This is a genomic window from Bacillus sp. L75 (assembly GCF_003676355.1).
Taxonomy (GTDB): domain Bacteria; phylum Bacillota; class Bacilli; order Bacillales; family Bacillaceae; genus Bacillus; species Bacillus velezensis.
In genome coordinates this window covers 123340-145176 of sequence record NZ_ML064904.1, presented here as the reverse complement: position 1 = coordinate 145176, position 21837 = coordinate 123340, and the positions used below count along the sequence as shown (strand labels likewise).

Below are 21837 nucleotides of genomic sequence, written 5' to 3'. Positions count from 1 at the left end.
GAACATGTTAAAAAAAGAGCGTCTTTTAAAAATCATCGATATCGTAAACTCGCGGGGGTTTATTACGGTGAGTGATATTATCGATGAATTGGCAGTTTCTGATATGACAGTGAGAAGAGATCTGGACGAACTGGATAAGGCCGGAAAAATCGTACGTATTCACGGAGGCGCACAGAGCATATCTTATTCCATTGATCACGAATTATCGCATAATGAAAAACTGGGTGTTCAAATGGATGAGAAGGGGAAGATCGCGGAACTCGCAGCTTCATATGTAAATGACGGCGATACCGTTTTTTTAGGGCCCGGCACGACGATTGAACTTTTAGCCAAACACCTGCTGCATAAGCGAATCAGGATTATCACAAACAACTATCCCGTATTTGATATTTTAAAACATGGTGACACTGCGGATACCATCCTGATTGGCGGCGATTTCCGAAAAAATACCGGTGCCTTCGTCGGGCCCATCGTGAACGGCAATCTGCAGAAATTCAATTTTACGAAAGCCTTCATCAGCGCCAACGGCATACATAATGATGAGATTTCTTCTTACAGCATTGAAGAAGGGGAAGCTCATCAAATCGCGCTGAATAATTCGCGGACGAAATTTTTGCTGGCGGATAATAAAAAATTCAACCGGGAAGATTTTTACGTATTCTATAACTTGCACGATATGGATTATCTGATTACGGATGATAAAGTGATGAAAGATGTTCAAATTCATTACGAGCAATATGTAGATGTCAAAATCGCAAAAAAATAAAAAAGGCGGGCGGTTCGATGAAAGGGGTTATTTTTGATTTCAACGGCACGATGTTTCAAGATTCGCATCTGCACGAAAAAGCATGGTTTTTCATGGTGAAAAAATACGCGCCGAAAACCATTTCTGATGAAGACATTTTCGTTAACATTCACGGGAGAACAAACAGTGAAATCCTGACGTATTTTATTTCCGGCGATTTAACAAATGAAGAAATCAAGAAGCTGTCTTTTGAAAAAGAAGCCTACTACAGAGAATTATGCCTTGAAAACAAAGATGAGTTAAAGCTGACGAAGGGACTGACCGGCGTATTGAACCATCTGAAAAAATCAGAAACGCCGATGACCATTGCCACGGCTACGGTAAAGGAAAATGTCGAGTTTTACTTTGACGTCTTTCAGTTGGATCGGTGGTTTGATTTTGACAAAGTCACGTTTGATGACGGGAGCTTCCCCGGAAAACCGGCGCCGGATATTTTTCTCATCGCATCGGAAAAGTTAGGCCTCAGGCCTGAAGAATGCTTAGTCATTGAAGATGCCTTTTCGGGGCTCACAGCGGCGAAAAAAGCAGGTGCAGGCAAGATTATGGCCATTGACCCGCTCGGAAAAAACTGCGCGCTATTTGAAGAAAAACAGCTGGCGGATGACGGGATACTGACAGATTTCACCTCGTTTTTTGAGGTGATTGCCGGACATTCTGTTTGAGAGATCAGCCGGTTCTTCATGCCGATATGGCTGTACAGGCTGCGGACTCCGTTCGCAACACGGGATGTTTTTGTGTTCGGCGGTGTCTGCTTCTCGTGAAGAAAGGGGTTTCGCTTTTTAATCGGAGTCACTTTTAAGACAGGGGTATCCCTGTTTTTTTAATTCCTCGTATTTACAAACAAGCGCTAAGGTGCTTATTGCTGACTGTTTATATGTTTTACGATAAAATCCTGAGCATACAAGAAAACCAGCCATCCTGTAAGTCCAAGCCCTGATGCGGCAATGAAAGACAGTGAATGGCGAAGGGCGATGCCGATAATGACCAGCATAATGACTGTGGAGGGGATGCCGGAAGCCACGCTGAATGCAAAATGACTTAATGTCTCCTTCGTTTCGCCTTGGATGTACAGCCAAACCATGCTCAGCATACTGACAATTGGTAAAGCCGCTATTATACCTCCATAACTGGGGCTTCTTCTTGATATTTCAGTGATAATCCCAATAATAGCAGCGGAGACAATGATTTTAACGATCGTAAACATCTTCAGCACGCTCCTTCATCAAACTGAATGCTTTTAGGACAAGTGTTCTTTCTTCATTATTCATGCTGTCAAAAAGAAGCTGTTTAAGCTTTTCTTCATCAAGACCGGAATGCCGGTAAAGGACATCCGCCCCCAAACTGGTAAGTTTTAAAATGACTTTCCGCTCATCCTCAACACTTCTGGTTTTATAAACGTACTTTTTCTGCAGTAACCGCTTTATATGTTCCGAAGCGGTATTATGTGATACTTGAATCGCTTCGGCAATGTCTTTTATTCCGACTGCCTTCTCTTTTTGAATGACTTGCAGAATCCGTACACCTTGGTGAGTGATTTTTTCATGGTGCTGATAACGGAGCCGGTAATAAATATCTGTCCAGAGGTCATTTAATCGCATGATTTCGTTTGACATTATCATCCACCTTCTATCGTTTATTAAGATTATATCTTATATTACGATATATTTTTGCGGATTGAAAGCAATTTTTGAGTATGAGGGAGCGGCATTCGTTCTGTTTTTAGAAGATTGGAAGAGACAAGCGGCCGCAGCTTCAACGAATAAACTTGTTTCATATACTCTCAATAAGTTATTTCCTTTATTTTGGAAACGCCAGCTTAATACCTTCCGCATATAAATAAGGGCACTGACAATATGATAAAGAACCAAAGTATATATTCAAATGCAGTTTTTTTCAGCAGGGCAGTCTTGTGCTGATAGAAAAAGATACGGGGGATAAAAAGCGGGTAAGAAGATAAGGAAAGGAGAGAGACGGATGGAACTTGATTTTGTGATTCGTCTGGCGGTTGCGGGTCTGCTTGGGGCTCTTATTGGATTGGAGAGAGAATTCAGGGCGAAGGAAGCCGGTTTGAGGACGCATTTTTTAGTGGCCGTCGGCAGCGCCTTGATGATGATCGTTTCCAAATACGGCTTTTTTGATTTGTTATCCAACAGCCATACGTCCTTTGATCCGAGCCGGGTGGCGGCGCAGGTCGTCAGCGGCGTCGGATTTTTAGGAGCCGGCACGATTATTTTGCAGCGGCATGTCGTGCGGGGGCTTACGACGGCCGCGGGGATTTGGGCTACGTCGGGCATCGGGCTGACGATCGGGGCAGGTATGTATGTCATCGGCATCAGCGGCACGATTTTGGCGTTAATCGGGCTTGAACTGTTAAATTTTCTGTTTAAACCGGCGGCGCATTCTTTGTCTGTCAGTTTCAGGATTGAGGAGAAAGCCGTCATGCATGATATTTTAACTTCTCTTGAGGAAAAAGGAATTCTTATTACGTCCTATGAATTGAATAAGGCGGTGCTTGAAGTGAAGGGAAGGGTGAAAAGCAAAAGCGGGAAAGCGGCGGTAATGGAAAAAGTTCAAGCTCTCCCGTATATTCTGTCGGTCAAAGTTGAATAGCAGACAGGGGAAGCCTCCTGTCTGCAGTCATTTCTTTTCAAACATTAATACCAAGGATAGAACGGGATATACGGCCGCGGATAGTATGGATATGGTCTAGGATAATAATAAGGCGGCCGCGGATAGTATGGATATGGTCTAGGATAATAATAAGGCGGCCGCGGATAGTATGGATATGGTCTAGGATAATAATAAGGCGGCCGCGGATAGTATGGATATGGTCTGGGGAAATAATAAGGCGGCCGCGGATAATGATATGGCACCCGTTCGTGGCTCTCGGCTGTGTATTCATGATAGAAAGGATCGTACAAGAGGAAAACCTCCTTTTCAAATGTTTGGTTCCGTTTACCTTATTCCTGTATGCCCGGTATGGTGTACGTACAACGGGCAAAAAAAAGACGCCGGTTATCATCCGGCATCTTTTTTTACACTTTCACATCAATTGAATGTCCGGCAGTCGGGTGCTGGGACGGCAGCATTTTCACTGTTTCTTCCGCCGCAGCCTGTGCTTGCTGCATGACCGTTTTTGTTAAAGCGATATTTACATTCTGCGCCAGAGATGCTTGGTGCATAGCGATTGATAACGCAGGGATATCCATAGCTCCACCTCCTTATCCCTTCATATCGGCGGCATGCTCTGATTATGAAGGAGACTGGCGGTTTCTTTTTACGGCCCATTCTAAAAATGCGGCAGCGCATACCCCGAGGGTATAGGCGAAAATGTCACTCCAGACAAATTGCCAGCCGAGGATCAGCCCGCCGAGCGTGCTGCTTCTGATTGCGTCAATCCAAGGCGCGTGATACAGCTGGCTGCATTCAATCAGACAGCAAAACGAGAGGCTCAAAAATGCGGCTGTTTCCGTCCGTATGTGCCGAAACAAAAGCCCGAATCCTGTGAAAATCATTGCCGACCACAAGGCATCTCCTAAATAAGCGTTTATGATGCCGGGCAATAGGGCGGTGATGTATGCGGTTCTGGACAGCAAACCGAATGCGATGATAAAAACGGTACATATTCCGTATGTCAATGGATGTCTATTCACTTCACACTGTTCCCCTTTTTTTTGTACTCCCATGTATTGTAAGGAACGACGGAGAAGCTGTCTATGAAAAAAACGGCCCGGGAGGCCGCTTTTTTTGCGTTATCTGGCTTTTAGGTTGACGTGGTCTGCTTTTTGGTCACTGCCGATGACGAAGCGGAGCTCATACTGCCCCGTATGGTAGACGTAATCTGTTTCGCCCGTTTTTGGCACTGTCAGGATTTTGTCAGCGCTGCCGATTTGTTTGCTTAAGACGTCAGGTGTGACGCTTCCGAGGTTTAAGCGCCGCTCGACCCCCGTTCCGAAATAGCGTATTTCCGAGATTTTTCCGTTTTTATGATAGGAAAATCCATAACCGGGGTTTCCCATGTTCCAGCTGTATAAATCAAATGGATTGCGGCTGTCTGCTTTTTGTTCCGGCTCGCCGATTTTATCGTAAACGTCCTGTCTTGTGCTTTGGTTGATTTTCAGGCCTTTCACATTTTGCGGCATTTCCCCTTTAAATGCCGATTGGTAAAGGCTGTTCACCAGTTCTTGTGCACGTTGGTTTTCTGTTTTTGAAGCGGCTGCGGCATGGACGGGCTGTATAACCGAAAATGCTTCTGCGCCGAATGCGCATCCCGTGAGCATCACTGCCGATAATCCCGTGGCGAGTGTTTTTTTCTTCAACATATGTGAACGCCTCCTTTTTACCGCTCATACCCGTATGTTTCCTGAGATAAACGAGATGTTTTAGTGAAAGGCCGGCTGGGAATCATAGAGGATGTATAGAGGGGTACAGAAAGGGGAAAAGAAAATGGCTGATACAAAGAAGGTTACAATCAATGGGGTTGAAATGGAAGCGCCGGACGGTCAAACCGTTTTGCAGCTTTTGAACAATAGTTCAATTGACGTGCCGCATGTGTGTTATCACCCGAGTCTCGGGCCGATTGAAACGTGCGATACCTGTATCGTCAATGTTAACGGGGAACTGGTGCGTTCGTGTTCCGCGCAAATAAAGGACGGAGATGTCATCGATACGCTTTCGTCCGATGTGAAAAAAGCGCAGATTATCGGCATGGACAACATTTTGCACAACCATGAATTGTACTGCACGGTCTGTGATTACAACAATGGGAGCTGCGAAGTACATAATACCGTAAAGGAAATGAAAATCAATCATCAAAGCATTCCGTTCGATCAAAAACCGTATCCTAAAGATGAATCAAATCCGTTTTACCGATATGATCCCGACCAGTGCATTTTGTGCGGACGCTGCGTCGAAGCCTGTCAGGACGTACAGGTAACCGAAACCTTAAGCATTGATTGGGAGCGGAAACGCCCGCGGGTCATTTGGGATCAGGATGTGCCGATCAATGAATCATCATGTGTTTCCTGCGGACATTGTTCGACGGTATGTCCGTGTAATGCCATGATGGAAAAAGGCATGGAAGGCGAAGCGGGGTATTTAACAGGCATTAACCAAGAGACGCTTCGTCCGATGATTGACATCACAAAAGGCGTCGAAACCGGATACGGATCGATTTTGGCCATATCGGACATGGAATCGGCCATGCGGGATGAAAGAATCAAGAAAACGAAAACCGTATGCACTTACTGCGGTGTCGGCTGCAGTTTTGATATATGGACGAAAGGAAGAGACATTTTAAAGGTAGAACCTCAGGCCGAGGCGCCCGCAAATGGCATTTCGACGTGTGTGAAAGGGAAATTCGGCTGGGATTTCGTCAATAGTGAAAAGCGCCTTACCAAACCGCTTATCCGGGAAGGAGACTCGTTTCGGGAGGCGGAATGGGATGAAGCGCTGCAGCTGATCGCTGATAAATTTACCGATATAAAAGAACATTTCGGCCCGGACGCACTTGCCTTTATCACATCTTCCAAATGCACGAATGAAGAATCATACGTGATGCAGAAGCTTGCAAGAGCCGTCATCGGCACAAATAATGTCGACAACTGCTCACGCTACTGCCAGTCTCCCGCCACGGCCGGATTGTTCAGAACGGTCGGATACGGCGGTGATTCAGGGTCGATTACAGATATAGAAAAAGCTGAGCTCGTGCTGATTATCGGCTCAAATACGTCTGAGTCTCACCCCGTCCTGTCCACACGCATTAAACGTTCTCATAAACTGCACGGACAGAAGCTCGTCGTCGCTGACTTGCGAAAACATGAAATGGCCGAGCGCTCCGATGTGTTTTTCCAGCCGCGTGCCGGATCAGATATTGTCTGGCTGAATGCCGTATCGAAATATCTGCTGGATCACGATTTGGCGGATACTGCATTTCTGAAGGAGAGAGTGAACGGATTAGATGAATTCGTGAAAAGCCTTGAACCTTATACAATGGAATATGCGGAAAAACATACCGGTGTGGACAAGGATACCCTAATCAAAGTGGCCCGGATGATTCATGAAGCCGGCAGCGTGTGCGCACTGTGGGCGATGGGTGTCACCCAGCATATCGGAGGAAGTGATACGAGCACGGCCATTTCCAACATGCTTCTTGTGACCGGAAATTACGGCAAGCCCGGCGCAGGCTCATATCCGCTTCGGGGCCATAATAACGTGCAGGGAGCCAGTGATTTCGGCAGTATGCCTGACAGCTTCCCCGGCTATGAAAAAGTAACGGATGAAAAAGCCCGCAAAAAGTATGAGCAGGGCTGGGGAACAGACCTGCCGAAAGAAATCGGAATGACAAATCATGAAATGATCGAAGGCATCCACTCAGGAAAACTGAAGTCCATGTACTTAAAAGGAGAAGAAATGGGGCTTGTCGACTCCAATATTAACCATGTTCATGCCGCATTTGAAAAGCTTGATTTCTTCGTTGTGCAGGATATCTTTCTTTCGCGTACGGCCGAGTTCGCCGATGTCGTGCTTCCGGCAAGCCCGAGCCTTGAAAAAGAAGGGACGTTTACGAATACGGAACGGAGGGTGCAGCGTCTTTACGAAGTGTTTGAACCGCTGGGCGATTCAAAGCCTGATTGGCAGATCATTACGGACATCGCCAACCGTCTGGGCGCTGATTGGCACTATGAACATCCGGCAGACATTATGGAAGAAGCGGCAATGCTTTCGCCGCTCTACGCAGGCGTCACTTACGAACGTCTCGAAGGCTACAATTCACTGCAATGGCCGGTTGCAGCGGACGGAACCGATTCACCGCTTTTATTTACGGACAAGTTCCCGTTTTCAGACGGCAAAGCGATTCTATATCCCGTTCAGTGGACCGAGCCGAAAGAATTTGATGAAGAATATGATATCCATGTGAATAACGGGAGGCTGCTCGAGCATTTTCACGAAGGGAATCTGACTTACCGATCAAAAGGAATATCCGAAAAAACACCGAGTGTGTTCCTTGAGGTCTCGCCCGAACTCGCCGAAGAAAGAGGGCTGGAAGACGGAACGCTTGTCCGTCTGACTTCACCGTACGGAAATGTGAAAGTCAAATGCGTCATCACAGACAGGGTAAAAGGCAAACAAGTCTACCTCCCGATGAACGATTCAAAAGACGCCGCCATTAACCTTTTGACAAGCAGCTATGCGGATAAGGATACCGATACACCGGCTTATAAAGAAACATCAGCGAAGATGGAGATTTTGAAAAAAGAAGGCGTTAATCCGCTTCCGAAAATCAATTTCCGTTACGGAAACCCGCAGCCGCAGATCGGTGTCCGGGTTGATCGGAAATGGGCGCGTAAAGATTATGTATTTCCGGGAGACGCCGTAAAAAGGGGGAAGCAGCAAAATGGCTAAAGCAATCAGCGGCATCCGAAAACAGACCGTCACAGAAGAAGACAAACGAAAAAAGGACTTAGAAGAGATCGAGACGGCTCTTTTACGAAATAAAGACGCGATTTTGGAATCTCTGCACATTCTTCAGCACATGAACGAGCGCGGCGTTTTGGCGCTTCTGCGCGGGCTCTTCGGCCAGGGAGACAAAGTGATGGATATCCTCGTGAAGAAGGCGAATACTCCGGAAGCGGCCAATATGCTGAAAAATCTCCTGCTGTTAAGCGGCGTTCTCGGCATGCTCGATGTAAAACAGCTTGAGCCGTTTATCGTTAAAATCAATGCGGGGGTCACAAAGGCCGTCGAGGAAAAAGACAGCGGCAGGAAGACCGGGTATTTTGATATCGTCCGCGCTTTAAAAGACCCGGAAATCAACAAGGCCGTCACTCTGCTGTTTTCTTTCCTGAAAGGCATGGGCGCTGATACGGACGATATGGAAAGAAATACGCAGCCTCCTGAAGACCAAAAGCAGCACCAGAAACCGCAGACGAATGAGTGAACATATCTCCCGAGCCTGGCCGAAGGCTCGGGTTTTTTGCGTGCTTCTGCTGTTTTCTTGGGAGAAATTTCACCTCCGGATTCATGACTTTTGTTGTGTTATGTTAATAGTTAAGGTTATGAATAGAAAAAAATTGAAAATATGTGCTAGGATAAAATTCAAGGTACGTCAACTATTCAAATATGAAACAATCAGGAGTGATGAAACATGAGTAAGCTGAGGAGCACGAGACAAGCCATCCAAAGAACCCTGATGAAAGGAAAAAACGGCCTGGACGTATACAACCCTTTTCCTTGGTATGAAAAAATGAGACGGGAAAGCCCTATACACTTTGATGAAGAAACGAAGGTTTGGAGTGTGTTTTTATACGATGATGTCAAAAAAGTCATCAGTGATAAAGAGACGTTCTCAAGCCTCATGACTGATGTGAAAAGCTCGATTGCAAAGTCCATGCTGAATATGGACCCGCCGAAGCATACCCAAATCAGATCCGCCGTCAATCGCGCTTTCACTCCCCGCGTCTTGAAGGAATGGGAGCCGAGAATTAAAGACATTACCGATCATCTCCTGAAACAGGCAAAGAACAAAGGGCGGATTGATATCGTTAAAGATCTCTCTTACCCTTTGCCGGTCATGGTGATTTCAGAATTATTAGGCGTTCCGTCCGAACGTATGGATCAGTTTAAAAAATGGTCGGACATTCTCGTCAGCATGCCGAAAGATGCGAGTCCTGAAGCGGCGGAGAAAAATCAGCAGGAACGTGACCAATGTGAGGCGGAGCTGGCGGCGTTTTTTGCGGAAATAATAGAAAGCAAACGAAAACAGCCCGGCCAAGACATTATTTCTATTTTGATAAAAGAGGAAGAAGAGGGAGAGAAGCTCACGGCAGAAGATCTGATCCCGTTTTGCAACCTGCTTTTAGTGGCGGGAAATGAAACAACGACTAATCTCATTTCAAATGCGGTTTACAGCATATTAGAGACGCCCGGCCTTTATGAAGAGCTGAGACAGGACCCTTCTCTCATCGTGCAAACGGTGGAAGAGACGCTGCGTTTTCGCGCTCCCGCTCCGTTTGTCAGAAGGACGGTCCGGCACGACACTGAACTGCGCGGACGCCGCTTGAAAAGCGGGGAGATCGTTCTCTGCTACGTTGCATCTGCCAACCGTGATGAAAACAAATTTGAGAAGGCGGGCGTATTTGATATTCATCGCCAATCGAATCCGCACCTTTCCTTCGGATTCGGCGTACACTTCTGCTTAGGCGCTCCGCTTGCCAGACTTGAAGCGGAAGTGGCGCTGAAAGGAATTGTAAAAGCCTTTTCACACCTTGAGCCGGTCCAGATTGAGCCGATCCGAAACAGTGTCATGTACGGGCTGGAGTCTTTAGAAGCGGAGATAAACGAAAATGAGGGAGAAGAAAAATGATGAGAAAAACACACATCGCCATTATTAATGTGGCCGCTCACGGTCATGTCAATCCCACGCTGCCTGTAGCCGAGGAACTTGTCAATCGCGGGTATAAAGTGACATTCGCTACGACTGAGGAATTCGAAGCTTCCGTTGCCAAAACGGGCGCCATTCCCGTTTTATACCGCACAAGCATAAAGGCGGACCCGGAGACGATAAAAGAACGGGTAAATAAAAATGATGCGTTTGTGATGTTTCTGGAAGAAGCGGTTGAAGTGCTTCCGCAGCTGGAAGAGCTGTACAAAGACGACCTTCCTGACATCGTCCTGTTTGATTTTTTAGCTCTTGCCGGAAAATTGTTTGCGGATAATAGCGGCATCCCGGCCGTAAAGTTCTGCCCGAGCTATGCAATGAATGAGTATTTTCAATTAGGAAGAGACGAAGAAACACTGGAAGCGGCCAAACAGGCGATAGAAGAATACCAGGAGCAGATTGAAAATGAACAATTGAAACGGATGACAATGGAAGAATTTTTTATGCCTGAAAAACTGAATATTGTCTTTATGCCAAGGGCCTTTCAGCCGAAACAGGAAACCTTTGATGAACGATTCTGTTTTGCGGGTCCGTCTCTTGGAGAACGCACAAATACGGGAAGTCTGGAAATTGATGCAGCCGATGACCGTCCGCTTATGCTCATCTCACTGGGAACGGCGTTTAACGCCTGGCCTGAATTTTACCAGATGTGTATTGACGCGTTTCGGGACTCGGACTGGCGGGTTATTATGTCAGTCGGCACAACAATTGATCCGGAAAGTTTTTCGGATGTCCCCGATCACTTTATCATCCGCCAGCACGTTCCTCAGCTTGATGTGCTGGAGAAAGCAAAGCTGTTCGTATCTCACGGCGGGATGAACAGTACAATGGAGGCGATGAATGCGGGTGTCCCGCTCGTTGTCGTTCCGCAAATGCACGAACAAGAGGTTACCGCAAAGCGTGTGGATGAATTGGGGCTTGGCGTGCATCTGCCGCCGAAAGAAGTCACTGTGGCCCGTTTGCAAAAAGACGTTCAAAACGTATACGGCGATAAAAACATCCTCAGCCGCGTGAAAAGCATGCAGCAGAAAATAGAAGAAACCGGCGGCCCCAAACAGGCTGTTTGTGCCATTGAAGAATTTTTGAAAAAGGCGGCCGTCGAAAATTGATTGAGAAACAGGCAGCGCACCGGAAGACGGCTGCCTGTTTTGTTATATGTTTTTCTTCATGCCGCATCTCCGGCATTCCCTCAAAAATTTTCCGCCCTTCACTGAGCTTTTAAACAGCGTGTAGTCGCAATTGTCACATCGGCCGCTGTGAACATCAGGATATTCATTGAACTCATAAATGACCGAAGTATCGTATCCTTTTGTCTCGAACTCTTTTTTTGTTTCCATGATTGAAAATCCCTCCGCGAATCAAATCGTTCTGCCCGGTTAATGATACAGCAACTGCACGGGGGATTCAACGGGAGCATAGCTTGATTTTCCCGGCTGATTGCGTAACAATAATAGAAATAAATGACGGCCTGCCATAGGGCGCCCGGCATCTGAAGGGAAGAAGAAAACAGCGATGGGAAAAGGATTGAACGGGAAACGGATTGCCATCGGCGGTTCGCGGAAAACAGAAGAGATCACAAGATTAATAGAAAAGCAGGGCGGAACGGTGATCGTCCGTTCCCTCCAAGGAACCGTATACCTGGCGGAGGATCAAATGGAACCCGACGTAAGAACATTTGCCGGGCAAAAAGCCGACTGGGTGATATTCACCACAGGCATCGGTACGGAAACGTTATTGTCGGTATCGGAAAAAATCGGTCTGAAAGAAGAATTTTTAGCGGCCGTTCATGAAGCGAAAATCGGCTGCAGAGGCTATAAAACATATGCGGCCTTAAAAAAGCTCGGCATCACGCCGCATGCCTCAGATGAAGACGGTACAACAAGAGGGCTGATCCGCTCCTTGGAACGATTTGACTTTAAAGATAAAAAAGTCATGATACAGCTTCATGGCGAAAAAGCGCCGGTCTTAACGGAGTTCCTTGAGAAAAACGGAGCGGAGGTATTCCCTGTTCTGCCGTATCAGCATATCCCGCCTGAAAGGGAGACGGTTGATAAACTGCTGGGAGAGCTGTTAAACGGAGAGGTCGATGCCGTATGTTTTACGACAGCCATTCAAGTGCGCTCTCTCTTTGATTATGCAAAAGAAAAAGGGTTCACAAAAGAATTGCAGCAGGCATTCGAAAAACAAGTGCTTGCCGCCGCAGTCGGCAAAGTGACGGCTGAAGCGATCCGGGATGAAGGGGTAAAGAGGGTCCTTGCTCCGGACATTGAGCGGATGGGGGCGATGATTATTGAATTATCCCGTTACTATGAATCTCTGACCTTGTCATAAACCATCATTCAGCAGGGAAAAAAGCCTACGCTTCCCTGCTGAATTTTTTTAATTGCCAATGTTCCGTGAAAAGGGAAGGATATGTCAAGGCGCTGAGTATGATACATGTAAGAAGAGCGGAGGCCATCGTTGTAAAAACGATCAGCAGCTGAAAGCGCACCGCCTGTATCGGATCAGCCCCCGCTAAAATCTGCCCCGTCATCATGCCGGGAAGCTGAACGAGACCCAATGTTTTCTGGCTTTCAAGCGTCGGGATCATACTGAGCTTCATACTGGACGTCAATATCTGCCGGACGGCCTGCTTAGGCGTTCCTCCGAGAGAGAGAATCAGCTGGATTTCTTCTTTCCGCAGGTCTGCTTCCGAACTGAGCCTGCTTAAAAACAGGCTTGAGAGCACCATGGAGTTTCCGATGACCATGCCGCTTATCGGAATGACATATCTTGAAGTGAACGGAATGATGTGAAGGGTCAGTAAAAGTCCCTGCGTCACGGTTTCCGCGATCGCCAGTGTCAGAAAAACGCGCCAAAATGAGCCGATCCGCATTTTTTTCCGTTTGGCGACATTGTGCGAAGCGGCCGTGAGCATGAGAAGCACCATTAATATGATAAATATCGGGTGATCACCGCGAAAAATCAGCGACAGCACATAGCCGATGATAAGCAGCTGAATGACGGCCCTGACGGTTGCGACGATCATATCCTTTTCGACGCCGGCTTTAAAAGATGTAGACAGGAATAAAGCGATAATGACAAATATACTTGTCAATAACAGAGAAAGATCATTCATATCAGCACCCGCTCCCTTGTAAAAGCGCCCGGGCCTTTTCGTGTTTCGGTTCCTTAAAGAACGTTTTCGTTTCCGCGGTCTCTAAAAGCCGACCCTCAGCCATAAACCATACCGTATCGGATAATCGTTCCGCTTGTTCAAGGTTATGGGTGATCCACAGGACCGTCAGCTGTTTTTGCCGATGGAGTTTCGTAATCAGTTTCTCAATGATGAGAACGGATGACGGGTCCAGCGCCGAGGTGATTTCATCCAGCAGCAGGATGGACGGCAGTCCGGCGAGAGTTCGCGCTAATGAGAGCTTCTGCCGCTGCCCTCCGGATAATTCTTTTGCATTTCGATCCAGAAGCCCGCGCGGAAGGTCTGTAAAATCTGCGAGCTCTTCAGGCGTATAGTGCTGTGTCCCGTGGAGTTTTTCTGCGAGCAGAAGGTTGTCCCGCACCGTTCCCTCGAGGACGGGAGCTGATTGAAATGCAAGGCCCGCGGTTTTTCTGAGCTCTCTGATGTCCCAGTGTCTTATTTCTTTTCCGAATACAAGCACTTCCCCTTCATCAGGTGTATTCATCAGATTGCACAGTGACAGCAATGTGCTTTTTCCTGCGCCGGAAGGGCCTATCAACGCCGTGATAGAACCTTTTTGAATATGTCCGGTTACACGGCTGAGGACATCAAAGGACGTATTGTTTTGTTCAAAGCGTTTGCCGGCTGACAGAAAAGATATTGCCGGAATTTCTTCTTTCATACAGGAGGACACCTTTCGTAAAAAAATCAGGAACCGGTGAGATTGGCTGACGTTTGCTCAGCCGTTTTCTGGTCTGTCTGCCGGGAAGCGAATGTATGCATGACCATTCCCGCAATAATAATGAACAGTCCGGCAAATGAAAGAAGTGACGGAAACGCCGCGGATAAAAAGACGATTTCGCCGATCAGTGCAAAAAGAACCTCTCCGGACTGCGTCGCTTCAACAGCAGCGAGCTTCTGCGGCTCATTCCTCACCATATCGGTGGCGCGGAAAAATAATACTGTTGCGATAACGCCAGAGCTGAGTGCGACGATAAAGGATTGGAATGACTGTCCCATTGACGGAAGCCCGTCTCTATGCCAGCCGAAAGCGGCGATCAAAAGCCAAAACGGAAGGCTTGCGAGCGTCATGCCGAGCACCCGCTGAAACGTATCGAGTTTTCCGCCGTATTGTTCCAGCATTTTGCGGTTGCCGAGCGGATAGGAAAAAGCGGCGATGACGACCGGCACAACGCTGAATAGTATCGTGCGGCCGGACAGAGAACCCGCATGCTGAAGCTGAATCAGACCGGCTCCGATCAGGATGATGACGGAAGTAACCAGCGAAATCAGCGGGATCTTTTGTCTGGCGGAAACCGGGCCCGCCGGTGAATTTTTTGTTTCGTAGAAAAACGGCGACAGAAGCACACCCGCGACAATTGTAATCTGCCACGTGCCGGCGATCAGCCAGCCCGGCCCATATGCCGCCGCAAACGTAATCGGGGCATAAAAAAGCACGAACCCGGTAAAACTCCACTTCAGCCAAAAAAACGGTTTTTTTCGGATTTCATGCCAGAGCGGCGCCCATTTTCCTTTCGCATAAACGATCAAAAATAAAAACGGAACCATAAAAAGAAAACGCAGGGAAGAGCTCCACATCCAGCTTCCGCCGGAAAGCTCCATCGCCCTGTTTAAAATAAATGTGACTGCAAAAAACAGAGATGCCAATATTCCGATCACGATGGCTTTCATTAAATCCCTCATTTTGACACATATTTTTTTATACTATACTATTCACCGGCAGGCTTCGCAATGGAATATGAGAAAATAGCGTTTTAACAAATGATGAATGGGAAACAGACATATACGGAGGTGAAAACAATGCAGAAAGAGGATATTCAAGTGCTTTATTTTGAAGATGACGGCCGCATTCCGAATAACCCGAATCTTCCGCTTGTTATTTATAAAGCGGTATTTAATGAAGAAACGGTGCAGAAAGCAGAGTCCGTCCTCAGCCGGCACGATTGGTCGAACAGCTGGACGGGCGGAGTATTTCCGTATCACCATTTTCACAGCACCACGCACGAAGTTCTTGTCGCGGTAAAAGGAAACGCGGTTTTGAGGTTCGGCGGGGAACAAGGAGCGGATGCCGTTCTTCAAACGGGGGACGCAGCGGTCATTCCGGCCGGCACCGGACATAAAAAACTGTCGGGCAGTTCTGATTTTACCGTGATCGGGGCTTATCCGGGCGGCCGGCAGTACGATACAAAAACGGAGAAAAATGATAGAACTTCAGAAGAAATCAGCCGTGTCCCGCTCCCGGAATGCGACCCCTTTACGGGAAAAACGGGCCCGCTATTAAAATTGTGGGAAAAATGACAGGGGAAAAGCGGATGGTCTGTAAAAAAATAGCCTGAAAGAAACGTTATTACACCCCCGCCATATAAATAATTTCATAAACGAAACAATTCACGTTCAAATTTTGTTCAAAAAGTGTTATTATATAAGAGTAAATCAAATTGGGGTTTTTTATGTTTGCTATTTTCAGAGAGGAAAAAGAAATTTTGACTTATTCAATTGTTTTTGTTGATATAAAAATAATACTGGATATGGCAAAGTGAAAAACTGGGTAGTAAACATTTATTTTTGTAAATGATTGTGCATGAATTCACAATCTTGCTTTTTCATGCTTTTCTGCATGAAGGGGGAAAGGCTACCCTTTCCAAAAAAATCAGCATACTGCTTATAGTAAAGGAGAATCGGATATGCCAGAAACAATCGATCAAACAAATGCATCTGTCAGCCAAGGCCAACGCGATCTTATTGATCAGCTGCTAAAACCTGAAGTTCAAGAATCACTGACTGTTTTAGTGGATCAGCTTCCAAAACTGACTGAGTTAGTAAATATTTTAACGAAGTCTTATGATTTTGCACAGTCTGTAGCGACAGACGAAGTATTGAAGAGCGATACAGTGGGTGCGCTTACAGAAATTCTTGAGCCGGTGAAAGAAACAGCGAAAGAAGTGGCGGCTACTGCGATCGAAGCAAAAGACCGCGCGGATGCAAGCAATGAAACGATCGGACTTTTCGGCCTGCTGCGCATGCTGAAAGATCCTCAAGCTCAAAAGCTGTTCCGTTTTGCTAACAGCTATCTTGAAATCATGAACGAAAAACAAAAATAATCTCAGATTCAAATTGATATAAAGGACGGAGGATATACGATGTCAAAACATATTGTCATTTTAGGCGCTGGTTACGGCGGAGTTCTTTCTGCTTTAACCGTTCGCAAACATTACAGTAAAGATGAAGCACGCGTAACCGTTGTGAACAAATACCCGACTCACCAAATCATTACGGAACTGCACCGCCTTGCAGCGGGCAACGTGTCTGAACAGGCTGTTGCTATGCCGCTTGAAAAACTTCTGAAAGGAAAAGACGTCGACATTAAAATCGCAGAAGTCAATTCTTTCTCAGTTGATAAGAAAGAAGTTGCCCTTTCTGACGGTTCTAAGCTGACTTATGATGCGCTTGTTGTCGGACTTGGTTCTGTTACGGCTTATTTCGGCATTCCTGGACTCGAAGAAAACAGCATGGTGCTGAAATCTGCTGCTGATGCCAACAAAGTATACAAACACGTGGAAGACCGTGTGCGTGAATACGCTAAAACGAAAAACGAAGCTGATGCAACGATCCTTATCGGCGGCGGCGGCTTAACAGGCGTCGAGCTTGTCGGTGAGCTTGCTGACATCATGCCGAACCTTACGAAAAAATACGGCGTAGATCCGAAAGCAATCAAACTGAAATTAGTAGAAGCAGGTCCGAAAATTCTTCCTGTTCTTCCTGATGACCTTATCGAACGCGCGACAAAAAGTCTTGAAAAACGCGGCGTTGAGTTCTTAACAGGTCTTCCTGTTACAAATGTTGAAGGAAACGTTATTGATCTGAAAGACGGTTCAAAAGTCGTTGCCAACACATTTGTATGGACAGGCGGCGTACAAGGCAACCCGTTAGTCGGCGAATCCGGCCTTGAAGTGAACCGCGGACGTGCGACGGTTAACGATTTCTTACAATCTACTTCTCACGAAGATGTATTCGTTGTCGGAGACAGCGCTGTATACTTTGCGCCGGACGGCCGTCCGTACCCGCCGACAGCGCAAATCGCTTGGCAGATGGGTGAACTTGTCGGTTACAACCTGTTCGCTTACTTAGAAGGAAAAACGCTTGAAACATTCAAGCCTGTAAACTCTGGTACGCTTGCAAGCCTCGGACGTAAAGACGCGGTTGCCATCATCGGAGCGAACTCTACTCCGCTGAAAGGTCTTCCGGCATCTTTAATGAAAGAAGCAAGTAACGTACGTTATTTAACACATATCAAAGGATTATTCAGCCTCGCTTACTAATCCTTAAGATCACACAGAAGACATTGCCGGACTTTCTCGGCAGTGTCTTTTTTTTTGTATGAAAATGTTAACGGATACAATTTTCTGAAAAATAAAATAAAAATGATTGATATGTGAGAAAGAGGAAGCTAAAATAAAAAAGAATCATTTTGTTAACGTTAACATTTTTAAGAGGGAGGATGAAAATGTGAAAGCTTTTATGGGTGATGATTTTTTACTGGATAGTAAAACGGCCGTAAAGCTGTACAGGGAATACGCCGAAAACATGCCGATCATTGATTATCACTGTCACTTAAGCCCAAAGGAAATCTATGAAAATAAAACCTTCGCAACGATTACGGAGGCATGGCTTTACGGTGACCACTACAAGTGGCGGATCATGAGGGCCAACGGCATTGAAGAGCGCTGCATTACCGGAAACGCTTCAGATGAAGAGAAGTTTTTCGCCTGGGCAAAAACGGTGCCGATGGCGATAGGCAATCCGCTGTACAGCTGGACGCATTTAGAGCTGCAGCGCTGGTTCGGCATTTATGACGTATTGAATGAAAAAACGGCCGCGGCAATTTGGAAAAAAACGAATGAGCTCCTGCAGGGAGACGGGTTTGGCGCAAGGGATCTCATTCTGAAATCAAATGTCAAAGTCATTTGCACAACCGACGATCCTGCCGATGCGCTGACATACCACGAACTGTTGAAAGAAAGTGATTTTCCGGTTCAAGTGCTGCCCGGATTTCGGCCTGACAAAGGACTGGACATCAGCAGCCCGGGTTTTGCCGATTGGGTCCGTTCGCTGGAGAGCGCTTCCGGAATGGCTGTCACCACCTACCAATCGTATTTAGATGCGTTAGAATCCCGCGTCCGCTTTTTTCACAATGCCGGGGGAAGAGTGTCGGATCATGCGTTAGATCAAATGGTTTATGCCGAGACGACCGAAGAGGAAGCGGCCCGGATTTTTGCAGCCGGATTAAGCGGAGAGCATGTGTCTTTTGAAGATGAAAAGAAATTCAGAACACGGACACTGCAATATCTTTGCGGTCTTTACGCCGAACTGGACTGGGCGATGCAGTTCCATATTAACGCGTTAAGAAATACCAATACAAATAAGTTCAGCAGCCTCGGTCCTGATACGGGATATGACTCAATTAATGATGAACGTATCGCAAAACCGCTTGCCCGGCTGTTAGATTCCGCCGAAAAAAAGCGGCAATTGCCTAAAACGATTTTGTATTCTTTGAATCCGAATGACAACTATATTATCGCCAGCATGATCAACAGCTTTCAGGATGGGAAAACACCGGGGAAAATTCAATTCGGCACAGCCTGGTGGTTCAATGACACGAAAGATGGAATGCTCCAGCAAATGAAAGCGTTATCAAACACAGGCCTGTTCAGCCGTTTTATCGGGATGCTGACGGATTCAAGAAGTTTCCTGTCCTATCCCCGCCATGAATACTTCAGGCGGCTTGTCTGCACGCTGATCGGCGGCTGGGCGGAACAAGGCGAAGCGCCTTACGATATGGAGCTTTTAGGAAAGATTGTCGAGGGGATTTGTTACCGGAATGCTGAGGAATATTTCCGCTTTTAAAAAATGGAATGAAAGAGGTGGCCTATGAGTAATGTGCCTGTCGTGACAGCACCTGCCGCAAAAGTGAAGGAGCATAAGCTGAGTCTGAAAGAAAAAGTATCCTATGGTTTTGGAGATTTTGGGAACGGATTTATGTTTGATCTCGGGCAGATCTATTTGCTGAAGTTTTTCACAGATGTCGCAGGCATTCCGGCAGCGTTCGCCGGCAGTATTTTTTTGGTCAGCAAGCTGTTTGCGGCTTTGACTGATCCGATTGTCGGCTCGGCCATTGACTACAGAAAAAAGATCGGACCCCGGGGGAAATTCAGGCCGTACTTATTATTCGGAAGTATTATTCTTGCGGTCATGACCGTATTGATTTTTGTGTCACCGGACGTGAGCGTCACCTGGAAGCTTGTGTACGCCTATGCTTCTTACATGCTGTGGGGGGTCGCTTATTCTTTCGTCAATATTCCGTACGGCTCTCTCGGCGCGGCCATTACACAGGATGCGGAGGACAGAACGGCGCTTTCCGCATTCCGCCAGATAGGCTCCCTCGGCGCGCTGCTCATTACAAGTGTCATCGTCATCCCGATTCTTGTTCATTTTGATAACGTTCACATCGGCTACCCGGCAGTCATGGGAATGATGGCCGTAATCGGAATCGCGGGATTTATGATCTGCTACCGAAACTGCAAAGAAAGAATTATCGTCCGTGAAGCGCCGAAAGAAAAGCTGTCCGTCATGTCGGTTTTCAAATGCTTTATCGGCAACAAACCGCTTCTGACCGTCGTTTTCATGACGATTTTCTCAATATCGGCATATAACATTAAATCCGCTATGCTTGTTTACTTCGCCCAGTACAATCTCAACAATGCGGAGCTGATGTCCTACATGAGTTTTATTATCATCGGTTCTTCATTTTTAGGTGTTTTGTTTATGCCGAAACTCGTCAAACGTTTCGGAAAAAAGCAAACGGTGATGATCGGTTTTGCCGTCAGCGCCGCGGCTGATGCGCTGAATTTCTGTCTGCCGTCAAATGTATATATCTTTACGGCGTTAGCGAGCATTGCTTTTATCGGGATCAGCATACCAAACGGCATTACGTGGGCGCTTGTGTCGGACATTATTGATTACGGGGAATGGAAGACGGGTGAACGGAAGGAGGCGACGACATATTCGCTTTTCAACTTCTCCAGAAAACTCGCCCAATCTTTATCAGGTTTTCTTTCAGGCATCGGGCTGAGCGTTATCGGCTATATCCCGAATGCATCTCAGACAAAAGGCACGCTGATCGGGATTAAAGGGCTTCTGCTGCTGTACCCGGCTTTCGCTTTAGCGTGCGCCATGCTGATTATCGGTTTAATGTATAAACTGACGGACCGGCAGCATGCCGAGCTCGTTCAGGACTTACATCATGCAAAACCTTAACTTTTGTGATTTTATGGACTGTCCGTTAATGGTACAATAGAAATAAATGCCAGCATACAGAAAGAAAGGAAAAACGATGGTAACCATAAAAGATATCGCAAAACTCGCCAACGTATCCCACACAACCGTATCCCGGGCACTTAACGGCAGCCCCTACATTAAAGAGCATACAAAACAGAAAATATTAGAGCTCGCTTCACAGCTGAATTACACACCGAATGTAAATGCAAAAAGCCTTGCCATGCAAAAGTCCCATACGATCGGGCTGTTTTTTACAAGCATCACAAACGGAACCTCACACAGCTTTTTTTCCGATACCATCAAAGGTGTAAACCGCACAATCAGTGAGGAATACAATTTGTTCGTCCGCGCGATTGACGACCTGAAAAGCTTTGAAACCATTACGCCCATGAGATATGACGGAATCATTTTAATGAGCCAAAGCGACAGTGATAATTCATTTATTTATCATATCCGCGAGAAAAACATCCCGCTTGTCGTGCTGAACCGGGACATTGATGACCGGAGCATCACGAATATCCTGTCAAACGATAAAGAAGGCTCCAGACAGGCGGTCGACTGCCTGATCGCAAACGGACACAGAGATATCGCGATCATTGAGGGAAAGGAAGGATTCAGGTCAACTTCTCAGCGGAAAGAAGGCTATTTGACATCTTTAATTGATCATTCTATCCCGATTAAGCATGAATACAGTGTAAAAGGCCGCTATGATATGGAAAGCGGCAGTCAGGCGATGGAAAAACTCTTGGCGCTTCAATCACCTCCTACGGCTGTTTTTTGTTCAAACGATGATATGGCGATCGGGGCGATGAACGCCATTTTCGCCAAAGGCCTGAACGTTCCGGAAGATATATCCGTTATCGGGTTTGATGACATCGGCATTTCCCAATACATGACGCCGAGGCTTTCGACAGTAAAACGCCCGGTTGAAAACATCAGCATACTTGGCGCAGAGAAGATTTTGGCGCTAATCGCCGACCCGGATACGGCGGCGGAAAAAATATACGAAAACACCGAGGTGATGATAAGAGATTCCATTAAAAAACTCACATAACGGCCCGT

22 protein-coding genes and 1 pseudogene are annotated in these 21837 nt (G+C 46.7%); 14 read left to right on the top strand and 9 right to left on the bottom strand.

What is annotated here, in order from left to right:
- Positions 1-4 precede the first annotated feature (4 nt).
- On the top strand, positions 5-766 hold the full coding sequence (locus D5S11_RS09345; protein WP_069007188.1) for a DeoR/GlpR family DNA-binding transcription regulator: 762 nt from the start codon (positions 5-7) through the stop codon (positions 764-766).
- Positions 767-783: 17 nt separating this feature from the next.
- Positions 784-1467 carry an HAD family hydrolase gene (locus D5S11_RS09340; protein ID WP_108725033.1) on the top strand — a complete coding sequence of 228 codons (684 nt, stop codon included), beginning with the start codon at positions 784-786 and terminating at the stop codon, positions 1465-1467.
- Positions 1468-1661: 194 nt separating this feature from the next.
- On the opposite strand, the gene D5S11_RS09335 is transcribed toward D5S11_RS09340, so the two are convergent.
- Positions 1662-2009, bottom strand: coding sequence for a DUF3147 family protein (locus tag D5S11_RS09335; protein WP_007407319.1), 348 nt, complete (start codon positions 2007-2009; stop codon positions 1662-1664).
- The gene (locus D5S11_RS09330) at positions 1993-2418 is read right to left on the bottom strand and encodes a MarR family winged helix-turn-helix transcriptional regulator (protein WP_015239656.1); all 426 of its coding nucleotides are present in this window, start codon (positions 2416-2418) and stop codon (positions 1993-1995) included. Before D5S11_RS09330 ends, D5S11_RS09335 begins: the two co-directional genes overlap by 17 nt.
- Before the next feature lie 361 nt (positions 2419-2779).
- Between D5S11_RS09330 and D5S11_RS20465 the strand changes: the two are divergent.
- Positions 2780-3176: pseudogene (locus tag D5S11_RS20465) on the top strand (MgtC/SapB family protein); the annotation flags it as partial.
- 664 nt (positions 3177-3840) lie between these two features.
- Here D5S11_RS20465 and D5S11_RS09310 read toward each other — a convergent pair.
- The 3 genes from D5S11_RS09310 to D5S11_RS09300 all read right to left on the bottom strand — a co-directional run bounded on the left by D5S11_RS09310 (position 3841) and on the right by D5S11_RS09300 (position 5127).
- Positions 3841-4014: a YjfB family protein gene (locus tag D5S11_RS09310; RefSeq protein ID WP_007407314.1), complete on the bottom strand. Its 174-nt coding sequence runs from the start codon at positions 4012-4014 to the stop codon at positions 3841-3843.
- 42 nt (positions 4015-4056) lie between these two features.
- A complete protein-coding gene (locus D5S11_RS09305; protein ID WP_108725032.1) occupies positions 4057-4458 on the bottom strand; it encodes a ribosomal maturation YjgA family protein in 402 nt (133 codons plus the stop codon).
- A gap of 99 nt (positions 4459-4557) precedes the next feature.
- Positions 4558-5127 carry a YjgB family protein gene (locus D5S11_RS09300; RefSeq protein WP_007407312.1) on the bottom strand — a complete coding sequence of 190 codons (570 nt, stop codon included), beginning with the start codon at positions 5125-5127 and terminating at the stop codon, positions 4558-4560.
- Positions 5128-5251: 124 nt separating this feature from the next.
- Here D5S11_RS09300 and fdhF point away from each other — a divergent pair, with 124 nt between their 5' ends.
- The 4 genes from fdhF (at position 5252) to D5S11_RS09280 (ending at position 11353) form a co-directional block, all read left to right on the top strand.
- Positions 5252-8209 (top strand): formate dehydrogenase subunit alpha, encoded by a 2958-nt coding sequence (fdhF, locus tag D5S11_RS09295; protein ID WP_007407311.1) that lies wholly within the window; start codon positions 5252-5254, stop codon positions 8207-8209.
- A complete protein-coding gene (locus tag D5S11_RS09290) occupies positions 8202-8744 on the top strand; it encodes a helical membrane plugin domain-containing protein (protein ID WP_108725031.1) in 543 nt (180 codons plus the stop codon). The genes fdhF and D5S11_RS09290 overlap by 8 nt, the downstream gene beginning before the upstream one ends.
- 207 nt (positions 8745-8951) lie before the next feature.
- The gene (locus D5S11_RS09285) at positions 8952-10169 is read left to right on the top strand and encodes a cytochrome P450 (RefSeq protein WP_108725030.1); all 1218 of its coding nucleotides are present in this window, start codon (positions 8952-8954) and stop codon (positions 10167-10169) included.
- Positions 10169-11353, top strand: coding sequence for a macrolide family glycosyltransferase (locus D5S11_RS09280; protein ID WP_059367169.1), 1185 nt, complete (start codon positions 10169-10171; stop codon positions 11351-11353). The genes D5S11_RS09285 and D5S11_RS09280 overlap by 1 nt, the downstream gene beginning before the upstream one ends.
- Before the next feature lie 42 nt (positions 11354-11395).
- On the opposite strand, the gene D5S11_RS09275 is transcribed toward D5S11_RS09280, so the two are convergent.
- A complete protein-coding gene (locus tag D5S11_RS09275; RefSeq protein WP_003154919.1) occupies positions 11396-11581 on the bottom strand; it encodes a DUF8096 family protein in 186 nt (61 codons plus the stop codon).
- Positions 11582-11756: 175 nt separating this feature from the next.
- On the opposite strand from D5S11_RS09275, the gene D5S11_RS09270 reads away from it, so the two are divergent.
- Positions 11757-12575: a uroporphyrinogen-III synthase gene (locus D5S11_RS09270; RefSeq protein WP_108725029.1), complete on the top strand. Its 819-nt coding sequence runs from the start codon at positions 11757-11759 to the stop codon at positions 12573-12575.
- Between the two features lie 25 nt (positions 12576-12600).
- On the opposite strand, the gene D5S11_RS09265 is transcribed toward D5S11_RS09270, so the two are convergent.
- The 3 genes from D5S11_RS09265 to D5S11_RS09255 are packed head-to-tail and all read right to left on the bottom strand — an operon-like array spanning position 12601 to position 15111.
- Positions 12601-13362 carry an ABC transporter permease gene (locus tag D5S11_RS09265; RefSeq protein WP_108725028.1) on the bottom strand — a complete coding sequence of 254 codons (762 nt, stop codon included), beginning with the start codon at positions 13360-13362 and terminating at the stop codon, positions 12601-12603.
- Between the two features lies 1 nt (position 13363).
- Entirely contained in the window at positions 13364-14101 is a 738-nt protein-coding gene (locus tag D5S11_RS09260) for an ABC transporter ATP-binding protein (RefSeq protein ID WP_108725027.1), read from the bottom strand.
- A gap of 26 nt (positions 14102-14127) precedes the next feature.
- Positions 14128-15111, bottom strand: a complete 984-nt coding sequence (locus D5S11_RS09255) for a DMT family transporter (RefSeq protein ID WP_108725026.1) — start codon at positions 15109-15111, stop codon at positions 14128-14130.
- 129 nt (positions 15112-15240) lie between these two features.
- Between D5S11_RS09255 and D5S11_RS09250 the strand changes: the two genes are divergently transcribed.
- From D5S11_RS09250 to D5S11_RS09225, 6 genes are all read left to right on the top strand, one after another.
- Entirely contained in the window at positions 15241-15738 is a 498-nt protein-coding gene (locus D5S11_RS09250) for a cupin domain-containing protein (RefSeq protein WP_108725025.1), read from the top strand.
- 386 nt (positions 15739-16124) lie between these two features.
- On the top strand, positions 16125-16541 hold the full coding sequence (locus D5S11_RS09245) for a DUF1641 domain-containing protein (RefSeq protein WP_003154908.1): 417 nt from the start codon (positions 16125-16127) through the stop codon (positions 16539-16541).
- A gap of 39 nt (positions 16542-16580) precedes the next feature.
- Positions 16581-17759 carry an NAD(P)/FAD-dependent oxidoreductase gene (locus tag D5S11_RS09240; RefSeq protein ID WP_012117352.1) on the top strand — a complete coding sequence of 393 codons (1179 nt, stop codon included), beginning with the start codon at positions 16581-16583 and terminating at the stop codon, positions 17757-17759.
- Between the two features lie 187 nt (positions 17760-17946).
- Complete coding sequence (uxaC, locus tag D5S11_RS09235) at positions 17947-19344, top strand: glucuronate isomerase (protein ID WP_015239666.1); 1398 nt, start codon at positions 17947-17949, stop codon at positions 19342-19344.
- Between the two features lie 24 nt (positions 19345-19368).
- On the top strand, positions 19369-20754 hold the full coding sequence (locus tag D5S11_RS09230; protein WP_020955674.1) for an MFS transporter: 1386 nt from the start codon (positions 19369-19371) through the stop codon (positions 20752-20754).
- 76 nt (positions 20755-20830) lie between these two features.
- The gene (locus D5S11_RS09225; RefSeq protein ID WP_007407297.1) at positions 20831-21829 is read left to right on the top strand and encodes a LacI family DNA-binding transcriptional regulator; all 999 of its coding nucleotides are present in this window, start codon (positions 20831-20833) and stop codon (positions 21827-21829) included.
- Positions 21830-21837: the final 8 nt, after the last annotated feature.